The 21,962-nt window shown below is 74.9% G+C and carries 23 protein-coding genes; 12 read left to right on the top strand and 11 right to left on the bottom strand.

What is annotated here, in order from left to right; translation table 11 throughout:
- Positions 1-32: 32 nt before the first annotated feature.
- Entirely contained in the window at positions 33-1,853 is a 1,821-nt protein-coding gene (locus tag ACIP4O_RS30225) for a coagulation factor 5/8 type domain-containing protein (protein ID WP_401579349.1), read from the bottom strand.
- Positions 1,854-2,167: 314 nt separating this feature from the next.
- Here ACIP4O_RS30225 and ACIP4O_RS30220 point away from each other — a divergent pair, with 314 nt between their 5' ends.
- Together ACIP4O_RS30220 and ACIP4O_RS30215 are read left to right on the top strand one after the other, a co-directional pair.
- A complete protein-coding gene (locus tag ACIP4O_RS30220; RefSeq protein ID WP_401579347.1) occupies positions 2,168-2,599 on the top strand; it encodes a tyrosinase family oxidase copper chaperone in 432 nt (143 codons plus the stop codon).
- A gap of 35 nt (positions 2,600-2,634) precedes the next feature.
- The gene (locus tag ACIP4O_RS30215) at positions 2,635-3,501 is read left to right on the top strand and encodes a tyrosinase family protein (protein WP_401579345.1); all 867 of its coding nucleotides are present in this window, start codon (positions 2,635-2,637) and stop codon (positions 3,499-3,501) included.
- Between the two features lie 120 nt (positions 3,502-3,621).
- Here the strand turns inward: ACIP4O_RS30215 and ACIP4O_RS30210 are convergent, their stop codons facing one another.
- On the bottom strand, positions 3,622-3,909 hold the full coding sequence (locus tag ACIP4O_RS30210; protein ID WP_361333140.1) for a chaplin: 288 nt from the start codon (positions 3,907-3,909) through the stop codon (positions 3,622-3,624).
- A 276-nt stretch (positions 3,910-4,185) separates the two neighbouring features.
- On the opposite strand from ACIP4O_RS30210, the gene ACIP4O_RS30205 reads away from it, so the two are divergent.
- The 3 genes from ACIP4O_RS30205 to ACIP4O_RS30195 are packed head-to-tail and all read left to right on the top strand — an operon-like array spanning position 4,186 to position 7,864.
- Positions 4,186-4,752 (top strand): (2Fe-2S)-binding protein, encoded by a 567-nt coding sequence (locus ACIP4O_RS30205; RefSeq protein ID WP_401579343.1) that lies wholly within the window; start codon positions 4,186-4,188, stop codon positions 4,750-4,752.
- The gene (locus tag ACIP4O_RS30200; RefSeq protein WP_401579341.1) at positions 4,749-5,759 is read left to right on the top strand and encodes an FAD binding domain-containing protein; all 1,011 of its coding nucleotides are present in this window, start codon (positions 4,749-4,751) and stop codon (positions 5,757-5,759) included. The genes ACIP4O_RS30205 and ACIP4O_RS30200 overlap by 4 nt, the downstream gene beginning before the upstream one ends.
- On the top strand, positions 5,756-7,864 hold the full coding sequence (locus ACIP4O_RS30195; protein ID WP_401579339.1) for a xanthine dehydrogenase family protein molybdopterin-binding subunit: 2,109 nt from the start codon (positions 5,756-5,758) through the stop codon (positions 7,862-7,864). Before ACIP4O_RS30200 ends, ACIP4O_RS30195 begins: the two co-directional genes overlap by 4 nt.
- An 87-nt stretch (positions 7,865-7,951) precedes the next feature.
- On the opposite strand, the gene ACIP4O_RS30190 is transcribed toward ACIP4O_RS30195, so the two are convergent.
- A complete protein-coding gene (locus ACIP4O_RS30190; protein ID WP_401579337.1) occupies positions 7,952-9,349 on the bottom strand; it encodes an NADP-dependent succinic semialdehyde dehydrogenase in 1,398 nt (465 codons plus the stop codon).
- Between the two features lie 116 nt (positions 9,350-9,465).
- Positions 9,466-9,933: an NUDIX domain-containing protein gene (locus ACIP4O_RS30185; protein WP_401579335.1), complete on the bottom strand. Its 468-nt coding sequence runs from the start codon at positions 9,931-9,933 to the stop codon at positions 9,466-9,468.
- A gap of 139 nt (positions 9,934-10,072) precedes the next feature.
- Between ACIP4O_RS30185 and ACIP4O_RS30180 the strand changes: the two genes are divergently transcribed.
- Complete coding sequence (locus ACIP4O_RS30180; RefSeq protein WP_401579333.1) at positions 10,073-10,348, top strand: hypothetical protein; 276 nt, start codon at positions 10,073-10,075, stop codon at positions 10,346-10,348.
- 91 nt (positions 10,349-10,439) lie between these two features.
- Here ACIP4O_RS30180 and ACIP4O_RS30175 read toward each other — a convergent pair whose 3' ends face one another.
- Entirely contained in the window at positions 10,440-11,096 is a 657-nt protein-coding gene (locus tag ACIP4O_RS30175) for a serine/threonine protein kinase (protein ID WP_401579331.1), read from the bottom strand.
- Between the two features lie 256 nt (positions 11,097-11,352).
- On the opposite strand from ACIP4O_RS30175, the gene ACIP4O_RS30170 reads away from it, so the two are divergent.
- The 3 genes from ACIP4O_RS30170 (at position 11,353) to ACIP4O_RS30160 (ending at position 13,746) form a co-directional block, all read left to right on the top strand.
- Positions 11,353-12,048 (top strand): type 1 glutamine amidotransferase domain-containing protein, encoded by a 696-nt coding sequence (locus tag ACIP4O_RS30170; RefSeq protein WP_401579329.1) that lies wholly within the window; start codon positions 11,353-11,355, stop codon positions 12,046-12,048.
- Positions 12,049-12,073: 25 nt separating this feature from the next.
- On the top strand, positions 12,074-12,547 hold the full coding sequence (locus tag ACIP4O_RS30165) for an NUDIX hydrolase (RefSeq protein WP_401579328.1): 474 nt from the start codon (positions 12,074-12,076) through the stop codon (positions 12,545-12,547).
- 227 nt (positions 12,548-12,774) lie between these two features.
- Entirely contained in the window at positions 12,775-13,746 is a 972-nt protein-coding gene (locus tag ACIP4O_RS30160) for a D-alanyl-D-alanine carboxypeptidase family protein (protein WP_401579326.1), read from the top strand.
- A 57-nt stretch (positions 13,747-13,803) separates the two neighbouring features.
- Here ACIP4O_RS30160 and ACIP4O_RS30155 read toward each other — a convergent pair whose 3' ends face one another.
- On the bottom strand, positions 13,804-14,652 hold the full coding sequence (locus ACIP4O_RS30155) for a helix-turn-helix transcriptional regulator (RefSeq protein ID WP_401579324.1): 849 nt from the start codon (positions 14,650-14,652) through the stop codon (positions 13,804-13,806).
- A gap of 85 nt (positions 14,653-14,737) precedes the next feature.
- Here ACIP4O_RS30155 and ACIP4O_RS30150 point away from each other — a divergent pair, with 85 nt between their 5' ends.
- The gene (locus ACIP4O_RS30150) at positions 14,738-15,520 is read left to right on the top strand and encodes an SDR family NAD(P)-dependent oxidoreductase (RefSeq protein ID WP_401579322.1); all 783 of its coding nucleotides are present in this window, start codon (positions 14,738-14,740) and stop codon (positions 15,518-15,520) included.
- 678 nt (positions 15,521-16,198) lie between these two features.
- Positions 16,199-16,696, top strand: coding sequence for a glycoside hydrolase family 75 protein (locus ACIP4O_RS30145; protein WP_401579320.1), 498 nt, complete (start codon positions 16,199-16,201; stop codon positions 16,694-16,696).
- Between the two features lie 19 nt (positions 16,697-16,715).
- On the opposite strand, the gene dhaM is transcribed toward ACIP4O_RS30145, so the two are convergent.
- The 4 genes from dhaM to opcA all read right to left on the bottom strand — a co-directional run bounded on the left by dhaM (position 16,716) and on the right by opcA (position 20,203).
- Entirely contained in the window at positions 16,716-17,129 is a 414-nt protein-coding gene (gene dhaM, locus ACIP4O_RS30140) for a dihydroxyacetone kinase phosphoryl donor subunit DhaM (protein WP_401579318.1), read from the bottom strand.
- Positions 17,126-17,791: a dihydroxyacetone kinase subunit DhaL gene (gene dhaL / locus ACIP4O_RS30135; protein ID WP_401579316.1), complete on the bottom strand. Its 666-nt coding sequence runs from the start codon at positions 17,789-17,791 to the stop codon at positions 17,126-17,128. Before dhaL ends, dhaM begins: the two co-directional genes overlap by 4 nt.
- A gap of 119 nt (positions 17,792-17,910) precedes the next feature.
- Positions 17,911-18,903: a dihydroxyacetone kinase subunit DhaK gene (gene dhaK, locus ACIP4O_RS30130; protein WP_361333095.1), complete on the bottom strand. Its 993-nt coding sequence runs from the start codon at positions 18,901-18,903 to the stop codon at positions 17,911-17,913.
- A gap of 367 nt (positions 18,904-19,270) precedes the next feature.
- Positions 19,271-20,203 carry a glucose-6-phosphate dehydrogenase assembly protein OpcA gene (opcA, locus tag ACIP4O_RS30125; RefSeq protein WP_361333092.1) on the bottom strand — a complete coding sequence of 311 codons (933 nt, stop codon included), beginning with the start codon at positions 20,201-20,203 and terminating at the stop codon, positions 19,271-19,273.
- 234 nt (positions 20,204-20,437) lie between these two features.
- On the opposite strand from opcA, the gene ACIP4O_RS30120 reads away from it, so the two are divergent.
- On the top strand, positions 20,438-21,154 hold the full coding sequence (locus tag ACIP4O_RS30120; protein ID WP_401579314.1) for a (2Fe-2S)-binding protein: 717 nt from the start codon (positions 20,438-20,440) through the stop codon (positions 21,152-21,154).
- Positions 21,155-21,493: 339 nt separating this feature from the next.
- Here the strand turns inward: ACIP4O_RS30120 and ACIP4O_RS30115 are convergent, their stop codons facing one another.
- Positions 21,494-21,952, bottom strand: a complete 459-nt coding sequence (locus ACIP4O_RS30115; protein WP_401579312.1) for a winged helix-turn-helix transcriptional regulator — start codon at positions 21,950-21,952, stop codon at positions 21,494-21,496.
- Between the last annotated feature and the right edge of the window lie 10 nt (positions 21,953-21,962).

Below are 21,962 nucleotides of genomic sequence, written 5' to 3'. Positions count from 1 at the left end.
CCGGCTGTCCTCGGGGTGCTGGCTGCCGGGCCCTACGGCCAGGACACCACCTGCGAGGGGATCGTGTCGGTGCCCGAGGTGGCGCCGCCGACATCGTTGATGACGTGGTTGTACTGGCCCATGCCGCCGAGCGAGACCACGAGCAGGTCGTGGAACTTCACGCCCGGATTGGCCGGGGCCTGGAAACCGTTGTCCTGCTGGATCGAGGAATCGGCGGTGAAGTTGCAGTAACTGCCGAGCCCCCAGCCCTCGTGGGTCTGCACCGAGTCCGCGACCTTGTACGCCGCGAAGCCCTTCGTGGTGCCGTCCTGGACAGCGGCCTGGTTCGGCGCGTCGTACGCCTTCTCGTTCTGGAAGAAGATCGTGCGCCCGCGCTCACCGTTCCACAGCACGTCGTACTTGTTGAAGTGCTCGACGAACAGCCCCGTCGCGAGGACGTCGTCGCCGTTCACCGTGAACCCGTAGTCCGCGCGGTTGGTCTCCCAGCCGACCCCGTCGCCGTGGTCGGCCCGCCAGATCCAGGTGTGGTCGATGATCGTGTCGTCACTGTTGATCACCATGCCGTTGTCCGCCTTGCCGGGACCGGCGCCGCCGACCCGGATGAAGACGTCCTGGAGCGAGGTGGGGTTCGCCGCGTGATCGGTGTGCGTCCCCTTCGTGCCGACCTCGACGAGCGCGTCCGACTTGGTGGTGCCCGCGTCCACGAGGAGACCGGCCACCTTCACGCCGTCCACGTCGCCGACGCGCAACGCGGTCGCGCCGCCGTCCGGCACGATCGTCGCGTAGCCGAGGCCGAGCACGACCGTGTCGGGACGGTTGATCTCGATCGGCTTGTCCACGTGGTACACGCCCGGCGTGAAGAGCAGGTGCAGGCCCTGCTCGACGGCCTGGTTGATCGTGTCGGCGCTCGTACCGGGCTTGACCACGTAGAACTGGTCGAGCGAGAGGGACTCGCCCGCCGGGTTGCCGCCCTCCCAGGTGGTGCCCCGCGCGTTCTCCCGCTTGGCGGGGACGAACACCTTGTAGTCGTTCCCGTCCAGGTACAGGAACGGCTTCTCGCGCGAGACGGGCGTCGAGTCCAAGGTGGTGTACGGCGGCTCGGGGAAGCCCTGCGCCGGGGCGCCGTTCACCCCCGAGAACACCATGTTCCACACGCCGTTGGTCCACCCGCCGACCGTGCTGTCACGCGTGTACCACTGCTGCTGCGAGTACGGGCCGACCTCGCCGTCGATCTTGCTGTCGGCGATGTAGCCGCCACTGGCCCAGCCGTACCCGTCCGGGGCGAGGTTGAGCCCGCCCTTGACGTGCATCCGGCGGAACGGCGCGGCCTGCGCGACGGCCCAGCGGTCCGTGCCGTTGACGGGGTTGAGCGCCAGGTTCTCCGCCGAACGCCAGAAGTTCTGCGTCGCGTTGCCGTTGAACCAGCCCGCGTCCACGGTGACGTCACCGTTGAAGGTGGTGTCGTCCGGGCTCATGCCGAGCCCGGATATCGAGGTGTAGAAGCCGAGTTGGACATTGAGGTTGTCGTACGTGCCGGGCTTGAACAGAAGCTGGTAGCGCCCGTCGCCGAACTGGGCGGACTCCTGCTGCTTGAAGATCGTGTCGACCTGACCCTGGATATCGGGGGTCGAGGGGTCGAAGACCCTCACGTTGGGCCCGAGGTCCCCGCCGCCCGGCAGGTCCGCCGCCGTCGCCTGCCCCGTGGGTGCGAGCAGGAACAGCGGCGTGAGCAGGGCCGAGACGGCGGTGAGTACGGTCGCGCGGCGCCAGCCGCGCGAACGGGGGGACCCGGCGGTTCTGTGGGGAGAACCGGTGGGGGGATCGGTGCGGGACTTCGTGGGGGGAAAGGGCATCTGCGCCACTCCAAGGGTCGCGGACTGTGCGTGACGATGCTTCACCGATGTTACGAACACGTCAAGTCCTGTGCACGGATGGGTTTTTGGCCGCTCATTGCCTTCAACTCCTGTTTCCTGATTCCTTGTTATCCAGGGCGATTCACCAGGAATTGAGGGCTTTCACGGCCCCTCCCACGCCTCTCCCGCCTTCGGACCCTGACCGATGAAGCCGTACGGGCGAGCAACCGCGCCCCGCACCGCTCGTTGTGCCCGGCGGGTGGCACCCCCGCCCCCACCAGCGCACTCGACGACGAGGACGGAGCCCCGCCCGTATGGCCGCACTCACCCCCCTCGAACACGCACCGCTCCCCGAGGCCCCCTCCGCACCCCCAGAGGCCACACCGCCCGCACCTTCCGCGCCCCCGCGCCCCCACCGCCGCGGCCTCCTGGGCGCCCTCCTCGCCCTCACCGGTCTCGCCGGGACCGCGGGCGCCCTCGCCCCGCTCCTGCGCACCACCGGCGAGACCGCCGCACCGGCTCCGGGTGCCGCGGCCGCCGAGACCTACCGGGGCAGGCGCCTCGCGTACGGCCCCGACTGGGCCACGATCGACGGCCGCGCCCTGCACCTCATGCCCCGCGCGGGCGGTGGCTTCGTCAGCGCCGTCGACCACTTCACCTCGTACCCCAGCCCCCGGGCCGCGGCGCGCGCCGCCGTCGACGAACTCGGCGGCGCCCGGCTCAGCACCCCCGCGTACGGCGCCTGACGCGCGGCCAAGTGACCCGCAGGAGAGACCGCCCGATGACGTACACCCGCAAGAACCAGCGCGACCTGAGCGCCGCCGAACGCGAACGCTTCGTCGCCGCCGTGCTCGCGCTCAAACGCTCGGGGCGCTACGACGACTACGTCCGCACCCACATCCGCTACTACACCTCCGACGGCTCCAAGGGCCTGCGCGCCGCCCACATGACGCCCTCCTTCCTGCCCTGGCACCGCCGGTTCCTCCTGGAGTTCGAACGCGACCTGCGCAAGATCGACGCGCGCGTCACCGTCCCCTACTGGGACTGGACGAAGGACCGCACCGCCAAGGCCGCGCTGTGGCGCGAGGACTTCCTCGGCGGGAACGGGCGCGCCTCCGACGAGCAGGTCACCACCGGGGCCTTCGCCCACGCCCGCGGCGACTGGACCCTCACCGAGTCCACCGACGACCGCCCCTACCTGCGCCGCGCCTTCGGCCGCCCCCAGGACCCCATGGACCTGCCCACCGCACGCGACCTGGACGAGGCCGTCTCCGACCCCACGTACGACTCGCCGCCCTGGGACTCCACCGCCTCGCGCGGCTTCCGCAACAAGCTGGAGGGCTGGGGCAGCGGCCGGGGCAACGCGCGCTGGCGCAACCACAACCGCGTCCACCGCTGGGTCGGCGGCACGATGCTCAGCGGCGCCTCGCCCAACGATCCCGTCTTCTGGCTCCACCACGCCTTCGTCGACCTCGTCTGGTCCCGCTGGCAGCAGGCCAACCCCCGCTCCGGCTACCTGCCCGACCGGCCGCTCCCGCTCGGCAACTCCCAGCGGGGCCGCGTCCCGACCCTGGGGGACCCCATGCCCCCGTGGGACGTGAAGCCCTCGGAACTGCTCGACCACAGCGGGATCTACCGGTACGCGTGAACCAACGCGCGGCGGCCCCGGAGCGCGAGCGCGCTCCGGGGCCGTTCCTCGTCACCGGCGGGTGCCGACCGGATCGCACGGGTGCCCGGTCGGCCCGCCGTCACAACGGGGCCGGTCGGCTCAGTTGCCGTAGCCCTCGTCGCCGTAGCCACCGTGGTCGTGGCCGCCGTCGACGTTGGCGCAGGTGTTGCCGAACGCCGGGTTGAGCAGACCGATGACGTCGATCGTGTTGCCGCAGAGGTTCACGGGGATGTGGACCGGGACCTGCACGGCGTTGCCCGACAGGACGCCCGGGGAACCGGCGGCCAGGCCCTGGGCACCGGCGTCGGCGGCGGCGAGGCCCGCGCCGGCGGCGACCAGGGCACCCGTGCCCGCGAGAACGGCGGCGGTCTTCGCGATACGCGACATGTCTGTATTCCTTCCAAGAGGCAGCGGCCACACCCCGTGACCGCTGTGCCCTCTCCAACGCGCGGGCACACAACGGGTCACGCTCCTCGCCGCCGCGTGTGGCAGTCGAGTGACGGGGCCCCCTCCCGCCCGTGCCCGGCGGGCCTCGGAGCCCGCGCCACCGCAGTCTTGACCCGGCACCACGGCCCCCGCACCCCCGTGACCAGGAGCGGGACGCCCCAGCCCGAGGCGGCCCGCCGGACGGCCGCCCGACCGCGTACCCAGGAAAGGAAGCCCGTGCCCCAGCCGGAGAACGCCCCCGCCGAGCCCCGCTTCAGCGCCGAGAGCCTCCACCACTCGGACCTCACCCTCCGTGTCAACGGCACCGTGTACGAGGTTCCCGCCCTCGACCACCGCACCGCGCTCATCGACCTGCTGCGCGAACACCTCGGCCTCACCGGCACCAAGAAGGGCTGCGACCACGGCCAGTGCGGCGCCTGCACCGTCCTCCTCGGCGGACGACGCGTCAACAGCTGCCTCGTCCTCGCCGTCACGTGCCAGGACACCGAGGTCACCACCGTCGAGGGACTCGCGGACGGGGAGCGCCTGCACCCGCTCCAGGAGGCGTTCCTCGCCCACGACGCCTACCAGTGCGGCTACTGCACCCCCGGCCAGCTCTGCTCCGCGCTCGGCGTCCTCGCCGAGGCCGAGGCCGGACACCCCTCGCTCGTCACACCGCCCGGCCGCCCGCCCGGGCCCGTACCGCTCGACGACGCCGAGATCCGCGAACGGCTCAGCGGCAACCTGTGCCGCTGCGGCGCCTACCCGCACCTCGTCCGCGCCGTCGCGGAGGCCGCCCGGTGAAACCCTTCGGCTACGTCCGCGCCCGCACCGTTCCCGAGGCGATCGAGGCCCACACACGCGGACCGGCGGCACGCTACCTCGGCGGCGGCACCAACCTCGTCGACCTCATGAAACTCGGCGTCGAGACCCCCGCGACCCTCGTCGACCTCAGCGCCCTGCCGCTCGACACCATCGAGGACACCCCCGAGAACGGCCTGCGCGTCGGTGCCAACGTCCGCAACAGCGACCTCGCCGCGCACCCCCGCGTCCGCGCCGACTGGCCCGTCCTCTCGCAGGCCCTCCTCGCCGGCGCGTCCGGGCAGCTCCGCAACGCCGCCACGACCGGCGGCAACCTCCTCCAGCGCACCCGCTGCCCCTACTTCCAGGACCTCGCCCAGCCCTGCAACAAACGTGCCCCCGGCAGCGGTTGCGCCGCGATCGAAGGCCACAGCCGCGACCTGGCGATCCTCGGCGCCTCCCCCTCCTGCGTCGCGACCCACCCCTCCGACATGGCCGTCGCCCTCGCCGCGCTCGACGCCGAACTCACCGTCGAGGGACCCGAGGGCACCCGTACCCTCCCCGTCACCGAACTCCACCGCCTGCCGGGTGCCCACCCCGAACGCGACACGACCCTCGCCCCCGGCGAACTCATCACCGCCGTCACGCTGCCGCCCGCCACCGCCCAGGCCCCCTCGGCGTACCGCAAGGCCCGCGACCGCGCCTCCTACGCCTTCGCCCTCGTCTCGGTCGCCGCCGTCCTGCGCCTCGATGCCGACGGCACCGTCCGGCAGGCCAGGCTCGCCCTCGGCGGCGTCGCGCCCCGGCCCTGGCGAGCCCTGCGCGCCGAGGACGTCCTCACCGGGGCCCGCGCCGACGAGGAGACCTTCCGCCGCGCCGCCGACGCCGAACTCGCCCAGGCGGACCCCCAAGCCGACAACGCCTTCAAGGTCCCCCTCGCCAGGGAACTCGCCGTCGCGACCCTCGCCGACCTCGCCACCGCCCAGACCGCCCCGGAGCCGCAGCCGTGAACACCCCCGCCCCCGTCCTCGGCACCGGCGTCCCGCGCGCCGAGGGCCGCGCCAAGGTCACCGGGACCGCCCGATACGCCGCCGAGCACCTCCCACCGCGCCTCGTCCACGCCTGGCCCGTCCCCGGGACCGTCGCCTCCGGACGCGTCACCGCCGTGCACGACGCCGAGGTCCTGCGCCTGCCCGGCGTCCTCGCCGTCCTCAGCCACGAGAACGCCCGCCCCCTCGCCGTCCCCGACGACCCCACGCTGCACGTCCTCCAGGACCCGCGCGTCCCGCACTTCGGCTGGTACGTCGCCCTCGTCGTCGCCGAGACCCTGGAGGCGGCCCGCGCCGGGGCGCTCGCCCTGCGCGTCGACTACGAGACCGACCCGCACGACGTGGAACTGCGCCCGGGACACCCCGGCATCTACCGCCCGCACGACGCGAACGGCGGCAACCCCGCCGACCGCGAACGCGGCGACTTCGCCGACGCCTTCGCCGGAGCCCCCGTCCGCGTCGACCGCACCTACCGCATCGCCCCGCTCCACAACCACCCCATGGAGCCGCACGCGAGCGTGGCCACCTGGGAGGGGGGCCGGCTCGTCGTCCACGACAGCAGCCAGGGCACCAACGCCGTCCGCACCGCCCTTGCCACGCTCTTCGGCATGCCCGAACAGGACATCACCGTCCACTCCCCGCACGTCGGCGGCGGCTTCGGCTCCAAGGGCACCCCGCGCCCGCAACCCGTCCTCGCCGCACTCGCGGCGCTGCACGTCGGGCGGCCCGTCAAACTCGCCCTGCCGCGCCGCCAGTTGCCCGCCGTCGTCGGGCATCGCGCCCCGACCCTGCACCGCGTGCGGCTCGGCGCCGCCGAGGACGGCACGATCAGCGCCCTGGCCCACGAGATCATCACGCACACCTCGCGGATCAAGGAGTTCGTCGAACAGGCCGCCGTCCCCGCCCGCGTCATGTACACCTCGCCCCACAGCCGCACGACCCACCGCGTCCTGCCCCTCGACGTCCCCAGCCCCTCCTGGATGCGCGCCCCCGGCGAGGCCTCCGGCATGTTCGCGCTCGAATCGGCGATGGACGAACTCGCCGAGGCCGCCGGGATCGACCCCGTCGCGCTACGGGTGCGCAACGAGCCCGCCACGGAGCCCGACTCCGGCCGCCCCTTCAGCAGCCGCCACCTCGTCGAGTGCCTGCGCGAAGGCGCGGAGCGCTTCGGCTGGCACGACCGCGACCCGCGCCCCGGCGTGCGCCGCGAGGGGCGCCTCCTGCTCGGCACCGGCGTGGCTGCGGCGACGTACCCCGTCCTCGTCTCGCCGTCGACGGCCGAGGTCACCGCGCGCCCCGACGGGACGTACGCGGTACGGATCAACGCCACCGACATCGGTACGGGCGCCCGCACCGTCCTCGCGCAGATCGCCGCCGACGCGCTCGGCGTCCCGCTCGACCGCGTCACGCTCGCCCTCGGCGACAGCGACCTGCCCCGCGCCCCGCTCGCGGGCGGCTCCTCCGGCACGGCATCCTGGGGCTGGGCCGTCCACCAGGCGTGCACGGAACTCCTCGAAGCACTCGGTGAGACCGGTGGTTCCGTCCCCGCCGAAGGGCTCACCGTCACCTCCGACACGACCGACCTCGCGGGCGCCGAGTCCCCGTACGCGCGGCACGCCTTCGGCGCCCACTTCGCCGAGGTCCAGGTCGACACCGTGACCGGCGAGGTGCGCGCCCGGCGCCTGCTCGGCCACTACGCGGCGGGCCGCATCCTCAACTCGCGTACCGCCCGCTCCCAGTTCAGGGGCGGCATGGTCATGGGCCTCGGCATGGCCCTCACCGAGGGCAGCTCGCTCGACCCGGCCTCGGGCGCCTTCGTCGAGGCCGACCTCGCCGCCTACCACGTGCCGGCCTGCGCCGACACGCCGGACATCGAGGCGGACTGGCTCGACGAGGAGGACCCGCACCTCAACCCGATGGGCAGCAAGGGCATCGGCGAGATCGGCATCGTCGGCACCGCCGCCGCCCTCGCCAACGCCGTCCACCACGCGACGGGCGTCCGCTTCAGGGACCTGCCGCTCACGCCGGACAAGATCCTCGCGGGACTGGCGGGGGAGGGGGACTGAGGGCGTGCGGTACGGGAGGGGGCGCCCCGGCCGTCCCTGGGCGCCCCCTCCCGTACCGCGGGAAGTCCTCCCGTCCCGGAAGACCCCTCAGTCCTCGGGACCCTCCCACACGGTCGTCGCGTTGCAGAACTCCTTGATCCCGTGCCCCGCCAGCTCGCGCCCGTACCCCGAGCGCTTGACGCCGCCGAAGGGGAGCGCCGGGTGCGAGGCCGTCATGCCGTTGAAGAACACCCCGCCCGCCTCGATGTCGCGCACGCAGCGCTCCTTCTCGGCGGCGTCCCGCGTCCACACGTTGGAGCTGAGCCCGAACGACGTGTCGTTCGCGAGGCGGATGCCCTCGTCCAGGTCGGCGAAGCGGTAGAGCGTCGCGACCGGCCCGAAGGTCTCCTCGCGGTGGATGCGCATGTCCGGCGTGATGTCCGCGAGCACCGTCGGCTCGTAGAACCAGCCCGCCGAGCGGTCCTCGGGCCGCTTCCCGCCGGTCAGGACGCGCGCGCCCTTCGCGACCGCGTCGTCCACCAGCTCCTCCAGGTCCGCCCGGCCCCGCTCGCTGGAGAGCGGTCCCACGTCCGTGGTCTCGTCCATCGGGTCGCCGACCCGCAGCGCCGCGACCCCTGCGACGAAGTCACGTGCGAACTCCTCGTACACGTCCGCGTGCACGAGGAAGCGCTTCGCCGCGATGCACGACTGCCCGTTGTTCTGCACGCGTGCCGTCACCGCCGTGCGCGCCGCCTTCCCGACGTCCGCCGAGGGCAGGACGAGGTACGGGTCGCTGCCGCCCAGCTCCAGGACCGTCCGCTTGATCTCGTCGCCCGCGATCGAGGCCACCGAGCGCCCGGCCGGCTCGCTCCCCGTGAGCGTCGCCGCCTTCACGCGCGGATCGCGCAGGATCGCCTCGATCGCCGACGAGGGCACCAGGAGCGTCTGGAAGGCGCCCTCGGGGAAGCCCGCGCGACGGAAGAGATCGCCCAGGTAGAGCGCGGTCCGCGGGACGTTCGACGCGTGCTTGAGCAACCCCACGTTCCCCGCCATCAGCGCGGGCGCGGCGAAGCGCACGACCTGCCACAGCGGGAAGTTCCACGGCATGACCGCGAGCACGACCCCCAGCGGCCGGTACACGACCCGCGCGGCGCGCGCCCCCGAGTCCTCCACGTCGCCCTGCTCCGGGTGCTCGTCGGCGAGCAGGCCCTCGGCGCGGTCCGCGTACCAGCGCATCGCCTTGACGCACTTCGCCGCCTCGGCGCGCGCCGCCGCGTACGTCTTGCCCATCTCCAGGGTCATCGTCCGCCCGATCTCCGCCTCCTCCTTCTCCAGGAGATCGGCGGCCGCGCGCAGCAGCCGCGCGCGCTCGGCGAAGGACGTCGTACGGTACGTGGCGAACGTGCGGTCCGCGCGCGCGAGCCGCCGTTCCACCTCGTCCCCGGACAGCGCGTCGAACGTCTGGACCGTCTCGCCGTCGGCCGGGTTCACCGTCGCGATGGGCATGGCTCTCCTCCTGGCAGGTACTCGTCCTCTCCCACGCTCGCGCGCCTGCGACAGGCGTGCAAACGGGGCCGTACGGGACACCTGCCCCGCGTGCGAGACCGAATGCCCCGGCCGCCTCAGCCCAGGTGTTCCAGAAGCCGGTCCACGAACGCGCCCTGCGCCTTCACGAGTTTCCCGCGCGCCTCCTCGGGAGCGAACCACCCGACCCGGTCCAGCTCGGGGAACTCCTGGCGCCGCCCCGAACGCGGCGGCCACTCCATCGTGAACGTCCCCGGGCGCAGCGCCGCCGGGTCGAAGTCCCCGCCCACGGCCCACACCGTCACGTGCTTGCCGCCGCCCTGCCGGACCTCGCCGAGCGGCGTGTACGGCCCCGGCGGGGCAGGGGCGCCCAGCTCCTCGGCGAACTCGCGCACCGCCGCGTCGAGTGGCGCCTCCTCCTCGGTGTACTCGCCCTTCGGGACCGACCAGGCCCCCGCGTCCTTGCGCGCCCACAGCGGACCGCCCATGTGCCCGAGCAGCACCTGGAGCCCCGCCTCGTTCGTCGTGCGGTGCACCAGCAGGCCCGCGCTGCGCCGAATCGCCATGCGCCCAGTCTCGCGCCGGGGACCGCGCCACGCACGGCCTTCCGGCACGACGCCTCCCCGGCCGTGCGGCGCTCTTAGGGGGCGCGGGCCGGGCGCGGCGCCCCGGCCCCCGCGCCCGGCCGTCCTAGACTCCGGGCCCATGACACCGACGCCAGCCGATCCCACGTACACCGTCGTGCTCAAGCCCCAGGTCACCGACGAGGCGGGACACCTCGACCACGGCACGGAACTGCGCCGCGCGGTCGTCCGCCCCACGGGCGCCGAGGGGACGAGCGGCTATCCGCGCTTCGCGGGCGAGGGCGTCGAGGCCGACATCAATCCCGACAACGACGCGGTCGAGGCGGTCACGGTCGACAACGAGGAACTGCCCATCGGCTGGATCGCCGAGGCGCTGCCGGGGGAGCGGCGGAGCTGAAACGCGGCGGGGACCGGCCGCACGGGCGGAGCCGAACCGGTGAGCGCCCGATGCCCGTCCCGGCCGCGGCCCTCCGTCCGTGAGCCGCCCCTCACCGCCCCCACACCCGCCTGCGCAGCCACCACACCAGCGCCCCCACGCCCCCCGCCGCGACGAGCGCGATCCCCGCGTCGAAGGCGCCGGGCGCGTCCCGCTCCGCCTTCGCGCTGCCGCCGAGCCCGCCCCGCACCCCGCCCTTCGGCATCTCACCGGGTACGCCCGCCGGGGACTCCGCCATCCCCGCGTCCGCGTACGGGTCCAAGGGCGACGCGCTCGCCGTCGCCGGCCCACTGCGATGCGGCACCGGGGACCCCTTCGTGCCCGTGCCCTCCGGCTCCGGAGTCACGCTGGGGGACGGTACGGGCCCCGGCACCCGGACGGCGGACCCGCTCAGCCGCGTCCCGTCGGCGCACCGCACCCGGGCCGCGTACCGCCCGTCGTCGACCGCGAGCCACGAGGCGGTACGGACACGACCACCGGGCGCCAGGTCCACCGCGTAGCCCGCGTCCGCCGCGCCGCGCCCCACGGGGACGAGGGTCGCCGTGCCGCCCCGAGGGCACGCCGACGTCGTGAGGCGGACCGTCGAGCCCTGCGCGCGGACCGTCACGGGGTCCCGCGCCGGGGCGCCGTCCGCGTGGGCGCGGGGGGTGAACGTCAGCAGGGCGCAGGCGCCCAGCACGGTCGCTGTCAGGGAAGTCGCGCAAGGCATGGGGACCGTCCTCGGGCGCGGCACGGCGGCGCCCGGGCGGGCGCGCGACGGGAGGACCGTGCGGGCCGCTGCCCAGCCCACGTCCGCGCCGGGCCCACCGCACCCGCGCGGCCCCCGGCTGCCGCCGCGCAGGTGAAGACCTCATCCTTCCGGCCCAGCCCCGCCGGGACCCGGGCGCCCGCACGGGCAGGGACCCCGTGACCCGTACCGGCCGGGGCACAAGAACCCCCTGACCCCCCGTACCAAGGAGCCCCTCATGCCCACGATCCTCTTCGTCCTCACCGGCACCGACCACTGGACCCTCGCCGACGGCACCCGCCACCCCACCGGCTTCTGGGCCGACGAGGCCGTCGCGCCGTGGAGCGTGTTCACCGAGGCCGGGTACGACGTCGAGGTCGCGACGCCCGGAGCGGTCGTCCCGACCGTCGACCCGCTGAGCCTCGACCCCTCCTTCACGGGCGGCGCCGAGGGCGCCGAACGGCTGCGCGCGGCGCTCGACACGATGACCCCGCTGCTGCGCCCGCGTCCCCTCGCCGGCACCGACCCGCAGGCGTACGCCGCCGTCTTCTACCCCGGCGGCCACGGCCCCATGGAGGACCTCTCCCACGACCCCGACTCGGCGGCCCTGCTCACCCGCTCCCTCGCCTCCGGGCAGCCGCTCGCCCTCGTCTGCCACGGCCCCGCCGCGCTCCTCGCCACGGCGGACGCCGAGGGGAACAGCCCCTTCGCGGGCTACCGCCTCACCGCGTTCACCAACGCCGAGGAGACGGGGTCGGGCCTCGCCTCCCGCGCTCCCTGGCTCCTCCAGGACCGCCTGACCGCCCTCGGCACCGACGTCCAGGAGGGGGAGCCCTGGGCCCCGAAGACGGTGAGCGACCGCACCCTGCACACCGGTCAGAACCCGGCGTCGGCGGGACCGCTGGCGGAGGTGGTGCTCGGCGAACTGGGCTGACGGGCCGTCCTGCTACGGTCCCCGGATGAGCCTCCGCCTCGCCGCGTACGCCGTGTGCCTCCGGGAGAACCGCGTGCTGCTCGCCCGGCACGCCCCGCCGGGCGGCGGGAGCACCTGGACCCTGCCCGGCGGCCGGGTCGAGCACGCGGAGGACCCTTTCGACGCGGTGCTGCGCGAGGTCGCCGAGGAGACGGGGTGCACGGCGGTCGTGGAGCGGCTCCTCGGCGTCGACTCCCGGTTCATCCCGGCCGCCGAGCGTCCCGCGCCCGGCCTGTCCGACCACCAGAACGTGGGCGTCTTCTACGAGGTCCGCGTCACGGGTGGCACCCCGCGCCCCGAACCCGGCGGCGCGATCGCGGAGTCTGTGTGGACCCCGCTCGCGGACGTCCCGGCGCTCGTCCGTTCCTCCCTCGTCGATGTCGGCCTGGCCCTGGCGCGCGAGCGCCCGCCGACCGGGCACGTGGCGCCCGTCCCGGTCGGGGGCCTGATCCGGCACTGAACCCGCCGCAGGTTTTGTCCCACATGGTGATGATCGGACCGTCGCGTGTGGGCCCTGTGACGAGATCATGCGGTTCCTTGAGCGAAACGTGCCCGCCATGATCGTCTGAGTGGTGTATCCCCGGGACGTTCCCGGGGGCCATCCCGGGCGTCGCGGCCGGCGTCACGCCCGCCGGGCCCCGGGCACGTACGGTCCGGCGTCCACGCCGGTAGGAGGAAAAAGACTTCATGGGTGCACACGCCCGTCCCAACCGCTTTCACCGCACCGGTGTCCGCATCGCCTCGGTCGCCCTCGTGGGAGCGGCGCTCCCGATCGGTGCCGCAGGACTGGCGCAGGCCGCCACCCCGGACGACACCCCGCACGCCACGGCCACCGAGACGGACCAGGGAACGGCCGCCCGGACGGACGAGCAGGCCGGCCCCGCCATCAAGGCCGACCACGCCTTCCTCCTGGACGCGCGCGACGGCAGCCAGGAGCGGGAGCTGTGGGCCGGGGCCAAGGCCGACGAGAGCGTGCCGGTGGCCAGCACCACCAAGATCATGACGGCGGTCGTGGTGCTCAAGCACCCCGAGTGGCTCGACCGGCAGATCACCGTCAAGCAGGAGTACCGCGACTACGTGGCGAAGGTCGGCGCCAGCACGGCGGACCTCCAGACCGGGGACACCCTGACGGCCCGGCAGCTCCTGCACGCCATGCTGATCCCCTCCGGCGCCGACGCCGCCCGCGCCCTGGCCGACAACTTCGGCAACGGGGACACCGAGGAGGCGCGGATCGCCGACTTCATCGCGCAGATGAACGCCGAGGCGCAGCAACTCGGCCTCAAGGGAACGCACTTCGACTCGGTCGACGGCATCAACGAGGGCAACGGCCACAGCACGGCCCGCGACCTCGCCAAGCTCGGCCAGCGTGCCATGCTCCAGCCGGTGTTCGCCGAGGTCGTCAAGAACACGCAGTACAAGACCGAGGCACCCGCGGCCAACGGCCACACCCGGTACTACACCTGGAACAACACCAACGAACTGCTGAGCACCTACGACGGGGCCCTCGGCGTCAAGACCGGCAGCGGCCCGGAGGACGGCTACTGCGTCGTCTTCGCCGCCGAGCGCGACAACCGCACCCTGATCGGCGTCATCCTGGGCGACGACACGGGCCGCTTCGACGATGCCACGAAGGTGCTGGACTGGGGCTTCGCCCACTGAGCGCGGGGAGGACGCCGGACCGCCGCGGCCCGACGCCCTCTCCCGGGCCGGGGACCCTCAGCGGCCCCGGCCCGCCTCCGCCCCCAGCACGCCCAGGAACGCCAGCGCCTCGGCGCTCGGGGACCCCTGCGGCGCGCTGTAGAGCACGAGCCGCTGCCCGCTCCCGTCGAGGCCGAGGATGTCGCAGTCGACGGTGACCTCCCCGGCGAGCGGGTGGTGGAACGTCTTCGTGAGGACGTGCGCGGCCTGCACGTCGTGCCGCTCCCACAACCGCGCGAAGTCCGGGGAACCCGCGCGCAGTTCGTCGATCAGCCCCGTCACACCGGCATCCTTCGGATAACGGGCGAGAGCGGCCCGCAGCTCGGTGACGACGTGGTGGCGGAACTCGGCGGCGTCGGAGATCCCGTACAGCGGCGCGCCGGGCTCCTCCGGGGCGAGGAACGCCCGGCGCGCCAGGTTGCGCTCCGCGCGGTCGAGCGTCCCGAAGTCCTCCATGAGCGCGGCGGCGAGATCGTTCCACGCGAGCACCTCGAACGTCGCCGAGAGGACGAACCCCGCCGTGTGCGGCAGCCGTCGCAGGAGCGCGAGGATGCTCGGCCGCACCTCCCGCTCGGGCGCGGTGTCGTGCACGGGCAGGGTCCCGGCCAGCACGTGCAGGTGTGCCGCCTCCGCCTCCGTGAGACGCAGCGCGCCCGCGATCCCGGCGAGGACCTCGCCGGAGGGGCGGGGCGCGCGGCCCTGTTCGAGCCGTACGTAGTACTCAGTGGAGATGTGCGCGAGCACCGCGGCCTCCTCGCGCCGCAGCCCCGGGGTACGGCGGCGCGGGCCCGCGGGGAGACCGACGTCCGAGGGGAGCAGCCGCTCGCGGCGGCTGCGGAGAAAGGCACCCAGCTCCTGCTTGTCCATACGCCCAGTGTCCTCCCCGCGCGCGGCGGCATCCTGGTACCGCTTGTGCCTGTATCCGGCACGGCGCGTGGCCGAGGCTGAGGGCATGACAGAGAACAGCGCGCACACCCCCCTCGGCCTCCTCACCGGCAAGGTCGTCCTCGTCACCGGCGCCAGCCGCGGCATCGGCGCGGCGGCGGCCCGCCTCTTCGCGGCCGAGGGCGCCTCCGTCGTCCTCGCGGCACGCGGCACGGCGGCGCTCGACGTGATCGTCAAGGAGATCCGCGACGGCGGCGGCGTCGCCGACGCCGTCCCGCTGGACCTCGCCGATCCCGCGAGCATCCGCGCGGCCGTCGACCGCGTCGCGGAGCTGCACGGCCGCCTCGACGGCGCCTTCAACAACGGTGCGGCGGGCCAGGAGCCCGGTCCGCTCGACACGACGGCGGACGAGGTGATCGAGGAGCAGTTCGCCGTCAACTTCCGCGCGCACTGGACCGCCATGAACGCGGAGGCCGCGCTCATGCGGCGCTCCGGCGGCGGAGCGATCGTCAACACGTCCAGCATCGGCAGCCGCCGCGCCAACCCGGCGCTTCCCGCCTACGGCGCGATGAAGCGCGCCCTCAACAGCATCACCGAGAGCGCCGCCGTGACCTGGGCGCGCGAGGGCATCCGCGTCAACGGCATCACGCCGGGCGGCACGGCGACGGAGATGATCGACGCGTGGGAGGCGGCGACCCCCGGCGTCGTCGACAGCATCACCTCCACGGTCCCGCTGGGCCGCATGGCCGAGCCCCGCGAGGTGGCGGAGGCGGCGGCGTGGCTGCTGAGCGACCGGGCGTCGATGGTGACCGGCGCGATCCTGCCGGTGGACGGGGGAGCGGGCGCCTGAGGGGCCCGGGCGGCCCCACCGCCGTACCGGTAGCCGGGTGACCTCCCGCGCGTCACGCCCCGGCTCAGCCGGGCCCGGGGCGGCGGGGGGTTAGCGTCCCCGACGGTTTGTTCATCCGTTCGTGCGTTCGCTGGAGATCGGTTGACGTCCTCGATGCCGTCGTGCCCGCGGCCGGGGGCCGCCGCCCGCAGGTCCTGCCAAGCCCTGCTCGCCGTGGCCCTCTCCCTCGTCCCCCTCGCCTGCGCGCCCCCCGCTCCGCCCCCTCCCGCGGGGGCGCCCGCGCCCCCGGCGCCCCTCCGGGCGTCCCCGCACCCCGGGCCGCCCGTCCCGCGCGCGACACCACCGCCACGCACCGGGCCGCTCCGCGGCGGCCCTCCCGCCACCCCCGCGTCCCGCCCGGCGCCCCCGGCCCCCGCCGCCTCGCCCCGGACACCGCCCCCGCCCCGCACCCCCACCCTCGCCTCGCGCGCGACGCGGCCCCCGGCCCCTACCGCTCCCGCGTCCCCCACCGAGGCCCCCGCCACCTCGCCGTCCCCCTCCGCCTCCCCGACGGCCTCGCGGCCCCCCACTCCCCGCCCCGCCCCGGTCACCGCGGGCGCCCTCCGCTCCCGCGCCGCCCACTCCTGCCGGCAAATCTCCGCCGGGCTCTTCCGCCGCGACGCGGCGCGCGCGCCCGAAGTGCCCCTGTGCGCGGGCGAGGGCGGCACGCTGCACTGGACCGCCGACCTCGACGTCGACTGCGACGGGCGGCCCGGCCCCGTCTGCAACGCGGCCTCGGGCCCGTACTTCCAAGCGACGACCGCGTGGAACGGCTCCGACGGGCGCCCGCTGAGCGCCGACAAGGTCCCCTACGTCGTCGTCCCCGGCCCCTCGGCGCGCTGGCGTCCCGCCACCTCGGGGGTCACGGGCGGCACGCTCGCCGTCCTCGTGCACGGCAGCCGGGTCCGGTACGCCGTCGTCGGCGACACGGGCCCCGTCGACGTCATCGGCGAGGCCTCGTACGCCGCCGCGCTCTCGCTCGGTCTCGGCGGCGCCCCCCAGGCGGCGGGAACACAGGACGAGGTCCTGTACCTGCTCTTCCCCGACACCCGCGTCCGCCCCGTCGAGGACCCCGAAGCGGCCCACGCGGCGGGACGGGCCCGCGTCGCCCGCTACCTGCGCGAGACGGCACCCTGACGGGGCCCGCGCCTACGCGTCACCGCTTGTGGTAGTCGTACGCCTCGGCGGCCGCCGCCCGTACCCCCTCCAGGTCCGCGCCCGCCGAGGCGGCGACGGCCGCCGCCACCGCCCCCTCGACGAGCGGCGCGTCCACGAGCACGCTCTGTTCCGGCAGTTCGCCGCCGTCGGCGAGCAGCGCCTTGACGGTGAGCACCGCGCTCCCGAGATCGGCGAGGATCGCGACCCCCGCGCCCTGGTCCACGGCGTGCGCCGCCCGCACCACGAGGTCCGCGCTCGTCCCGAGCCCGCCGTCCTCCGTACCGCCCGCCGCCTCGATCCTGACGTCGTCGGCCGCACCGGTGAGCTGCGCGGCGAGCCGTGCCACCGCCTGCGCGACCGTCGCCGAGTGCGAGACCACGACGAGCCCCACACCACCCCGTTCCGTACTCACGCGCCCGCCTTCCCCGCCGTGTCGGCGAGCGCCCCGACGAGGAGCGCGGCCGAGGTCGCTCCCGGGTCCTCGTGCCCCTCGCTGCGCTCGCCCAGATAGCTCGCCCGCCCCTTGCGCGCCCGCAGCGGCACCGTCGCCGCCGCGCCCTCGCGCGCCGCCTCGGCCGCCGCCTCCCACGAGGTGTCCAGGGCCGCCGCGGCCGGAACGAGCACGTCGATCATCGTCTTGTCGCCCGGCTGCGCGCCCCCGAGCGCCGAGACCGCCTCGATCCCCGCGCGCAACGCGGCGGCGAACTCCGTACGGTCCGGGTCCGTGCGCTCGCCGAGCGCCTCGCCCAGTGCCTTCCCCGTCCGGCGCAGCAGCGTCCCGTACAGCGGGCCGGAGGCCCCGCCGACCGTGGAGACGAGCCGCCGCCCGGCGAGCGCGAGCACCGCCTGCGGGCTCGCGGGCTCGTCGGCGGCGAGCGACTCGCGCACGGCCGAGAAGCCGCGCCGCATGTTGGAGCCGTGGTCGGCGTCGCCGATCGCCGAGTCCAGCGCGGTGAGCCGCTCGGCCTCCTCGTCGATCAGCGCGGCGGCGGCGTCGAGCCACCGCCGGAAGAACGCCGCGTCGAGCGTGCCCGGACCACCCGGGCCGCCCTTGTCCCTGTCGTCGTCGCCCATGTCCGTCCCGTCACCCCTTCGTGCCGTGGTGCGCGCCTGTCGTGCCGCGCGGCCGATCGTGCCCCATGCTGCCGCCCGCCGTGCCCGTACGTGCGCACGTCCACGGCTGGGAGCCGGTCTCAACGCCCCCAGCGCAGCCCCGACGTGGCGACGGGCGCGTCCCATAGGCGCAGCATCTCCTCGTCCGCCCGGCACACCGTCACCGAGGCGCCCGCCATGTCGAGCGACGTGACGTAGTTGCCGACGAGCGAACGCGCGACCGGGACGCCGCGTTCGCCGAGGACGCGGTGCACCTCCGCCGTGAACCCGTACAGCTCCAAAAGCGGCGTGCCGCCCATGCCGTTGACGAGGAGCAGCACCGGTCCTTCGCCGCCGAGGTCGTCGAGCACGGCGTGCACGGCGTGGTCAGCGATCTCGCCCGAGGTCATCATCGGACGCCGCTCGCGGCCGGGTTCGCCGTGGATGCCGACGCCGAGTTCCAGCTCACCGGGCGGCAGGTCGAAGGTGGGGCCGCCCTTGGCGGGGGTGCTCACGGCGGAGAGCGCGACGCCGAAGCTGCGCGAGGCGGCGTTGACGCGGCTCGCGAGGTCCGCGATCTCGGCGAGCGGGCGGCGTTCGTCGGCCGCGGCGCCCGCGATCTTCTCCACGAAGAGCGTCGCGCCCGTACCGCGCCGCCCCGCCGTGTACAGGCTGTCGGTCACGGCGACGTCGTCGTCCACGAGGACCTTCGCGATCCCGATACCCTCCTCCTCGGCGAGTTCGGCCGCCATGTCGAAGTTGAGGACGTCCCCGGTGTAGTTCTTCACGATGAAGAGCACCCCCGCACCGCTGTCGACCGCGGCGGCGGCGCGCACCATCTGATCGGGCACGGGCGAGGTGAAGACCTCGCCGGGGCAGGCCGCGTCGAGCATCCCGGGCCCGACGAAGCCGGCGTGGAGCGGTTCGTGCCCCGAGCCGCCCCCGGAGACGAGCGCGACCTTCCCGGCGACGGGCGCGTCGCGGCGCACCACGACCCGGTTCTCGATGTCCACCGTCAGTTCGGGATGCGCGGCGGCGAGGCCCCGCAGGGCGTCGGCGACGACGGTCTCCGCGACGTTGATCAGCATCTTCACGGTGCCTCCGATGGCGTGGGCGTCTCCGTCGCGCGGTGCCGCCCGCCACGGGCACGAGGACCGGGACGGACACACGGCGCAGGCACAAGTGTGGGACGCGCGGCGCGTTCGCGCACCTGTGAGGACGGGATCTCCCGCACCGGCCCCGCATCCGACACCGCGACGCACTCACGTTCTCCGGCGCGACCCCAGCTCGGCGGGCCACGCGGGTATCCCGCACGCGCGGGCCGCCCTCCCCTGTGTACGCGCGGGCCCGCGCGACGTGCCCTGCGGACGTACGGGAGCCAGCCGGGCGGCCCCCCGCGGCGCGAAGGCCCCGCCCCGGCGTACGTACCGCCCGGGGCGGGGCCCGCGCGAGGCTCGCGGCTCAGGGCCTCGCGCCCGCCCCCGCCTCCGCGTGCAACGCCTCCGCGTACGCCTCGTCCGGGTCCAGCCGCCGCAACTCCTCCGAGAGCAGCTCCGGCAGCGCGCGCACCCCCAGGGCGAGCGGGCGGGGCGGGCGTCCGGGCAGCGCGAGGCTCGCGAGCGGGCCGTCGGGCCGCTCCACGCTCAGCTCCCCGGCCGCCGTGCCGAGCCGTACCGCCGTGATCACGGGACCACCCGTGACGACCCGTCCGACGTCGACCCCGAGCCGCGCCCCGAGCCACCGCGCGAGAAGCTCCGCGCTCGGGTTGTCCGCCTCGCTCTCCACCACGGCGGACCGCACCGGCCCGGGGACCTGGTCGAGCGCGGCGGCGAGCGTCGAGCGCCACAGCGTGAGCCGTGTCCACGCGAGGTCCGTGTCGCCGGGGGTGTACGAGCGGCGCAGCCCGGCGAGGAAGGCCATCGGGTCCTCGGAGGCGTAGGCGTCGGTGATACGCCTCCGCGCGAGGGCGCCGAGCGGGTCGGCCGCCGGGTTCTCCGGGGCGCCGTACGGCCACCAGGTCACGACCGGCACATCGGGGAGCAGCAGCGGCAGCACGACCGAGTCGGCGTGCTTGCCGACCTCCCCGTACAGGCGCAGCACCACGATCTCGCCCGCGCCCGCGTCGTCCGCGCCCACCCGCACTTCGGCGTCGAGACGCGCCAGCGCGCGGCGGTGCGGGGAGCGGGAGGTGCGGCGGATGACGAGCAGGATGCGCGCGGGGTGCTCGCGCGCGGAGGCGCCCGCGGCGCGCAGCGCGTCGTACGCGTCCTCCTCGTCCGTGACGACGAGCAGGGTCAGCACCCGCCCCACGGTCGGGGTGCCGAGCGCCCGGCGGGCCGATACGAGGGCCTTGTTGATGTCGCTGGAAGTGGTGTCGGTGAGATCGATCCTCATGGTGTGCGCGTTGCTCCGTCCCAAGTCGTACGAGCGCCGTACCGGGCCGTACGGGCGCGTCGCGCCGTCCTCACGCGACCTCCGGACGGCCGCCCGCGGCGGCCACGGACTCCCGGAGCACCGGTCGCGTCCCGGGTTCAGCGTACGAGCGTGCCCACCCCGGGCGGCAGCCACCCGGCACTGTGAAACGATCCCGTGCGCGGCGCGCCCCGCGCCGGGAACGGACACCAGCCCATGACGGCCCCCACCACAGCCGGCCTCCTCGCCCGGCTCGCCCCGCTCGGCCCCTACTTCGCCGTCGCCACCACGACTCCGTCCGACGCGGCCGCCTACCGGCCCCTCGCCGCGCTCCCCGGCGCCGCCTTCGACGACTGGACGGCCCTCGTCGGCGCCCGCCTCGGCACCGGCGCGGGACGCGTCGCGGCCTCGACCGTGCACCTCGGGCACGTCGCCCGGCTGTGGTCCCTCGCCCTCGGCACCGTGGCACTCGGCGGCGGCGTTCCCGAGCTCGGCCCCGACCGGCTCCGTTTCACCCTCTCGCCCGAAGGCGCGCCCAGCCTCTGGGCACCGGGGCCCACCGCCCGCCCGGCGGCCGAGGACCCCGTCCCCGCCCTGCACACCCTCCTCACCGCCCACCTCGCCCCGCTCCACACCCACCTGCGCGCCCGCTACGGCCTCTCCCCGCGCATCCTGCGCGGCAACACCGCCTCCGCCCTCACCGGCACGGTCCGCGTCCTCCTCGACCGCGTCCCCGACCCCGCCCAGGACCCCGGTCCCCTCGCCGCCCGCCTCCTGCGCACCCGCGACCTCGGCGACGACGGCACCTACCTGTACGACCCGGACCTCGGCGTCGCCTACCGCCGCAACAGCTGCTGCCTCTACTACCGCACCCCACGCGGCTCCTTGTGCGGCGACTGCGTCTTGAGCGGAGCGCCGAGCCGCAGGGGCTGATCCCCGCCCGGCGCGCCGCGCACCGCGCGGGAGACGGGCCCGACGCCGGTCCCCGCCCGCGTCACCCCACGGCCCCTACCACGGCGTCGTGCTCTCGTACGCGACAAGCCCCGGCGCCCGGGGCGAGTCGCCGCGCACCACCGTGCGCCGCGCCGGTGAACTCCGCGCACCGGCCGGGAGTGCACAGGCTCCCGCCCCCTCCTCGACCGTCGCACCCGCCCCGCCGGGGGACCACCGGACGAGCCGGCGCGGCCGGTCACCTCCCCACGCGACGTCGCTCCGACGCGTCCGTACCGACCGCCGCCGCCTGCCGCCCGGCCGCGTGGCCCGGACCCCATGTCAGTCCTCGGGCGCGGTGACCTTGTAGACCGTCGTGTCCGCCGGGTTCAGGCTGCGCCCGTCGCGGGACCGGACCTCCAACGGCCTGAGCACCTGTCCCTCCCGGCGGTCGACCAGCTGTGAATGCGGTTCGTCCGGGGCGAAGAAGTTCTGCTCGCCCCATTGCCGCAGTGCCACGATGACGGGGAAGAGCGCCTCGCCCCTGCCGGTCAGCACGTACTCCTTGTAGGTGCTGCCGTCCGAGGCGGGGACGGCGGCGAGGATGCCGCCGGAGACAAGAGTCCGTAGCCGCGCGGCGAGGATGTTCTTGGCCACGCCGAGACTGCGCTGGAACTCCCCGAAGCGCCTGCTCCCGTCAAAGGCGTCCCGCACGATCAGCAGTGACCACCAGTCGCCGATGGCGTCCACCGATCGCGCGACAGGGCAATCACTGGTGTCGAAGCGCGTCCTGGCGACCATGGCGGCTCCT

This window comes from Streptomyces sp. NPDC088923 (genome assembly GCF_044749745.1).
Classification (GTDB): domain Bacteria; phylum Actinomycetota; class Actinomycetes; order Streptomycetales; family Streptomycetaceae; genus Streptomyces.
This window is presented reverse-complemented; position numbering and strand designations above follow the sequence as displayed.

Bases quoted from the DNA above. Each gene is read 5' to 3' on its own strand.
- ACIP4O_RS30225 (WP_401579349.1), bottom strand. From the start codon at position 1,853: ATGCCCTTTCCCCCCACGAAGTCCCGCACCGATCCCCCCACCGGTTCT.
- ACIP4O_RS30220 (WP_401579347.1), top strand. From the start codon at position 2,168: ATGGCCGCACTCACCCCCCTCGAACACGCACCGCTCCCCGAGGCCCCC.
- ACIP4O_RS30215 (WP_401579345.1), top strand. From the start codon at position 2,635: ATGACGTACACCCGCAAGAACCAGCGCGACCTGAGCGCCGCCGAACGC.
- ACIP4O_RS30210 (WP_361333140.1), bottom strand. From the start codon at position 3,909: ATGTCGCGTATCGCGAAGACCGCCGCCGTTCTCGCGGGCACGGGTGCC.
- ACIP4O_RS30190 (WP_401579337.1), bottom strand. From the start codon at position 9,349: ATGCCCATCGCGACGGTGAACCCGGCCGACGGCGAGACGGTCCAGACG.
- ACIP4O_RS30185 (WP_401579335.1), bottom strand. From the start codon at position 9,933: ATGGCGATTCGGCGCAGCGCGGGCCTGCTGGTGCACCGCACGACGAAC.
- ACIP4O_RS30180 (WP_401579333.1), top strand. From the start codon at position 10,073: ATGACACCGACGCCAGCCGATCCCACGTACACCGTCGTGCTCAAGCCC.
- ACIP4O_RS30175 (WP_401579331.1), bottom strand. From the start codon at position 11,096: ATGCCTTGCGCGACTTCCCTGACAGCGACCGTGCTGGGCGCCTGCGCC.
- ACIP4O_RS30170 (WP_401579329.1), top strand. From the start codon at position 11,353: ATGCCCACGATCCTCTTCGTCCTCACCGGCACCGACCACTGGACCCTC.
- ACIP4O_RS30165 (WP_401579328.1), top strand. From the start codon at position 12,074: ATGAGCCTCCGCCTCGCCGCGTACGCCGTGTGCCTCCGGGAGAACCGC.
- ACIP4O_RS30160 (WP_401579326.1), top strand. From the start codon at position 12,775: ATGGGTGCACACGCCCGTCCCAACCGCTTTCACCGCACCGGTGTCCGC.
- ACIP4O_RS30155 (WP_401579324.1), bottom strand. From the start codon at position 14,652: ATGGACAAGCAGGAGCTGGGTGCCTTTCTCCGCAGCCGCCGCGAGCGG.
- ACIP4O_RS30150 (WP_401579322.1), top strand. From the start codon at position 14,738: ATGACAGAGAACAGCGCGCACACCCCCCTCGGCCTCCTCACCGGCAAG.
- dhaL (WP_401579316.1), bottom strand. From the start codon at position 17,791: ATGGGCGACGACGACAGGGACAAGGGCGGCCCGGGTGGTCCGGGCACG.
- opcA (WP_361333092.1), bottom strand. From the start codon at position 20,203: ATGAGGATCGATCTCACCGACACCACTTCCAGCGACATCAACAAGGCC.
- ACIP4O_RS30120 (WP_401579314.1), top strand. From the start codon at position 20,438: ATGACGGCCCCCACCACAGCCGGCCTCCTCGCCCGGCTCGCCCCGCTC.
- ACIP4O_RS30115 (WP_401579312.1), bottom strand. From the start codon at position 21,952: ATGGTCGCCAGGACGCGCTTCGACACCAGTGATTGCCCTGTCGCGCGA.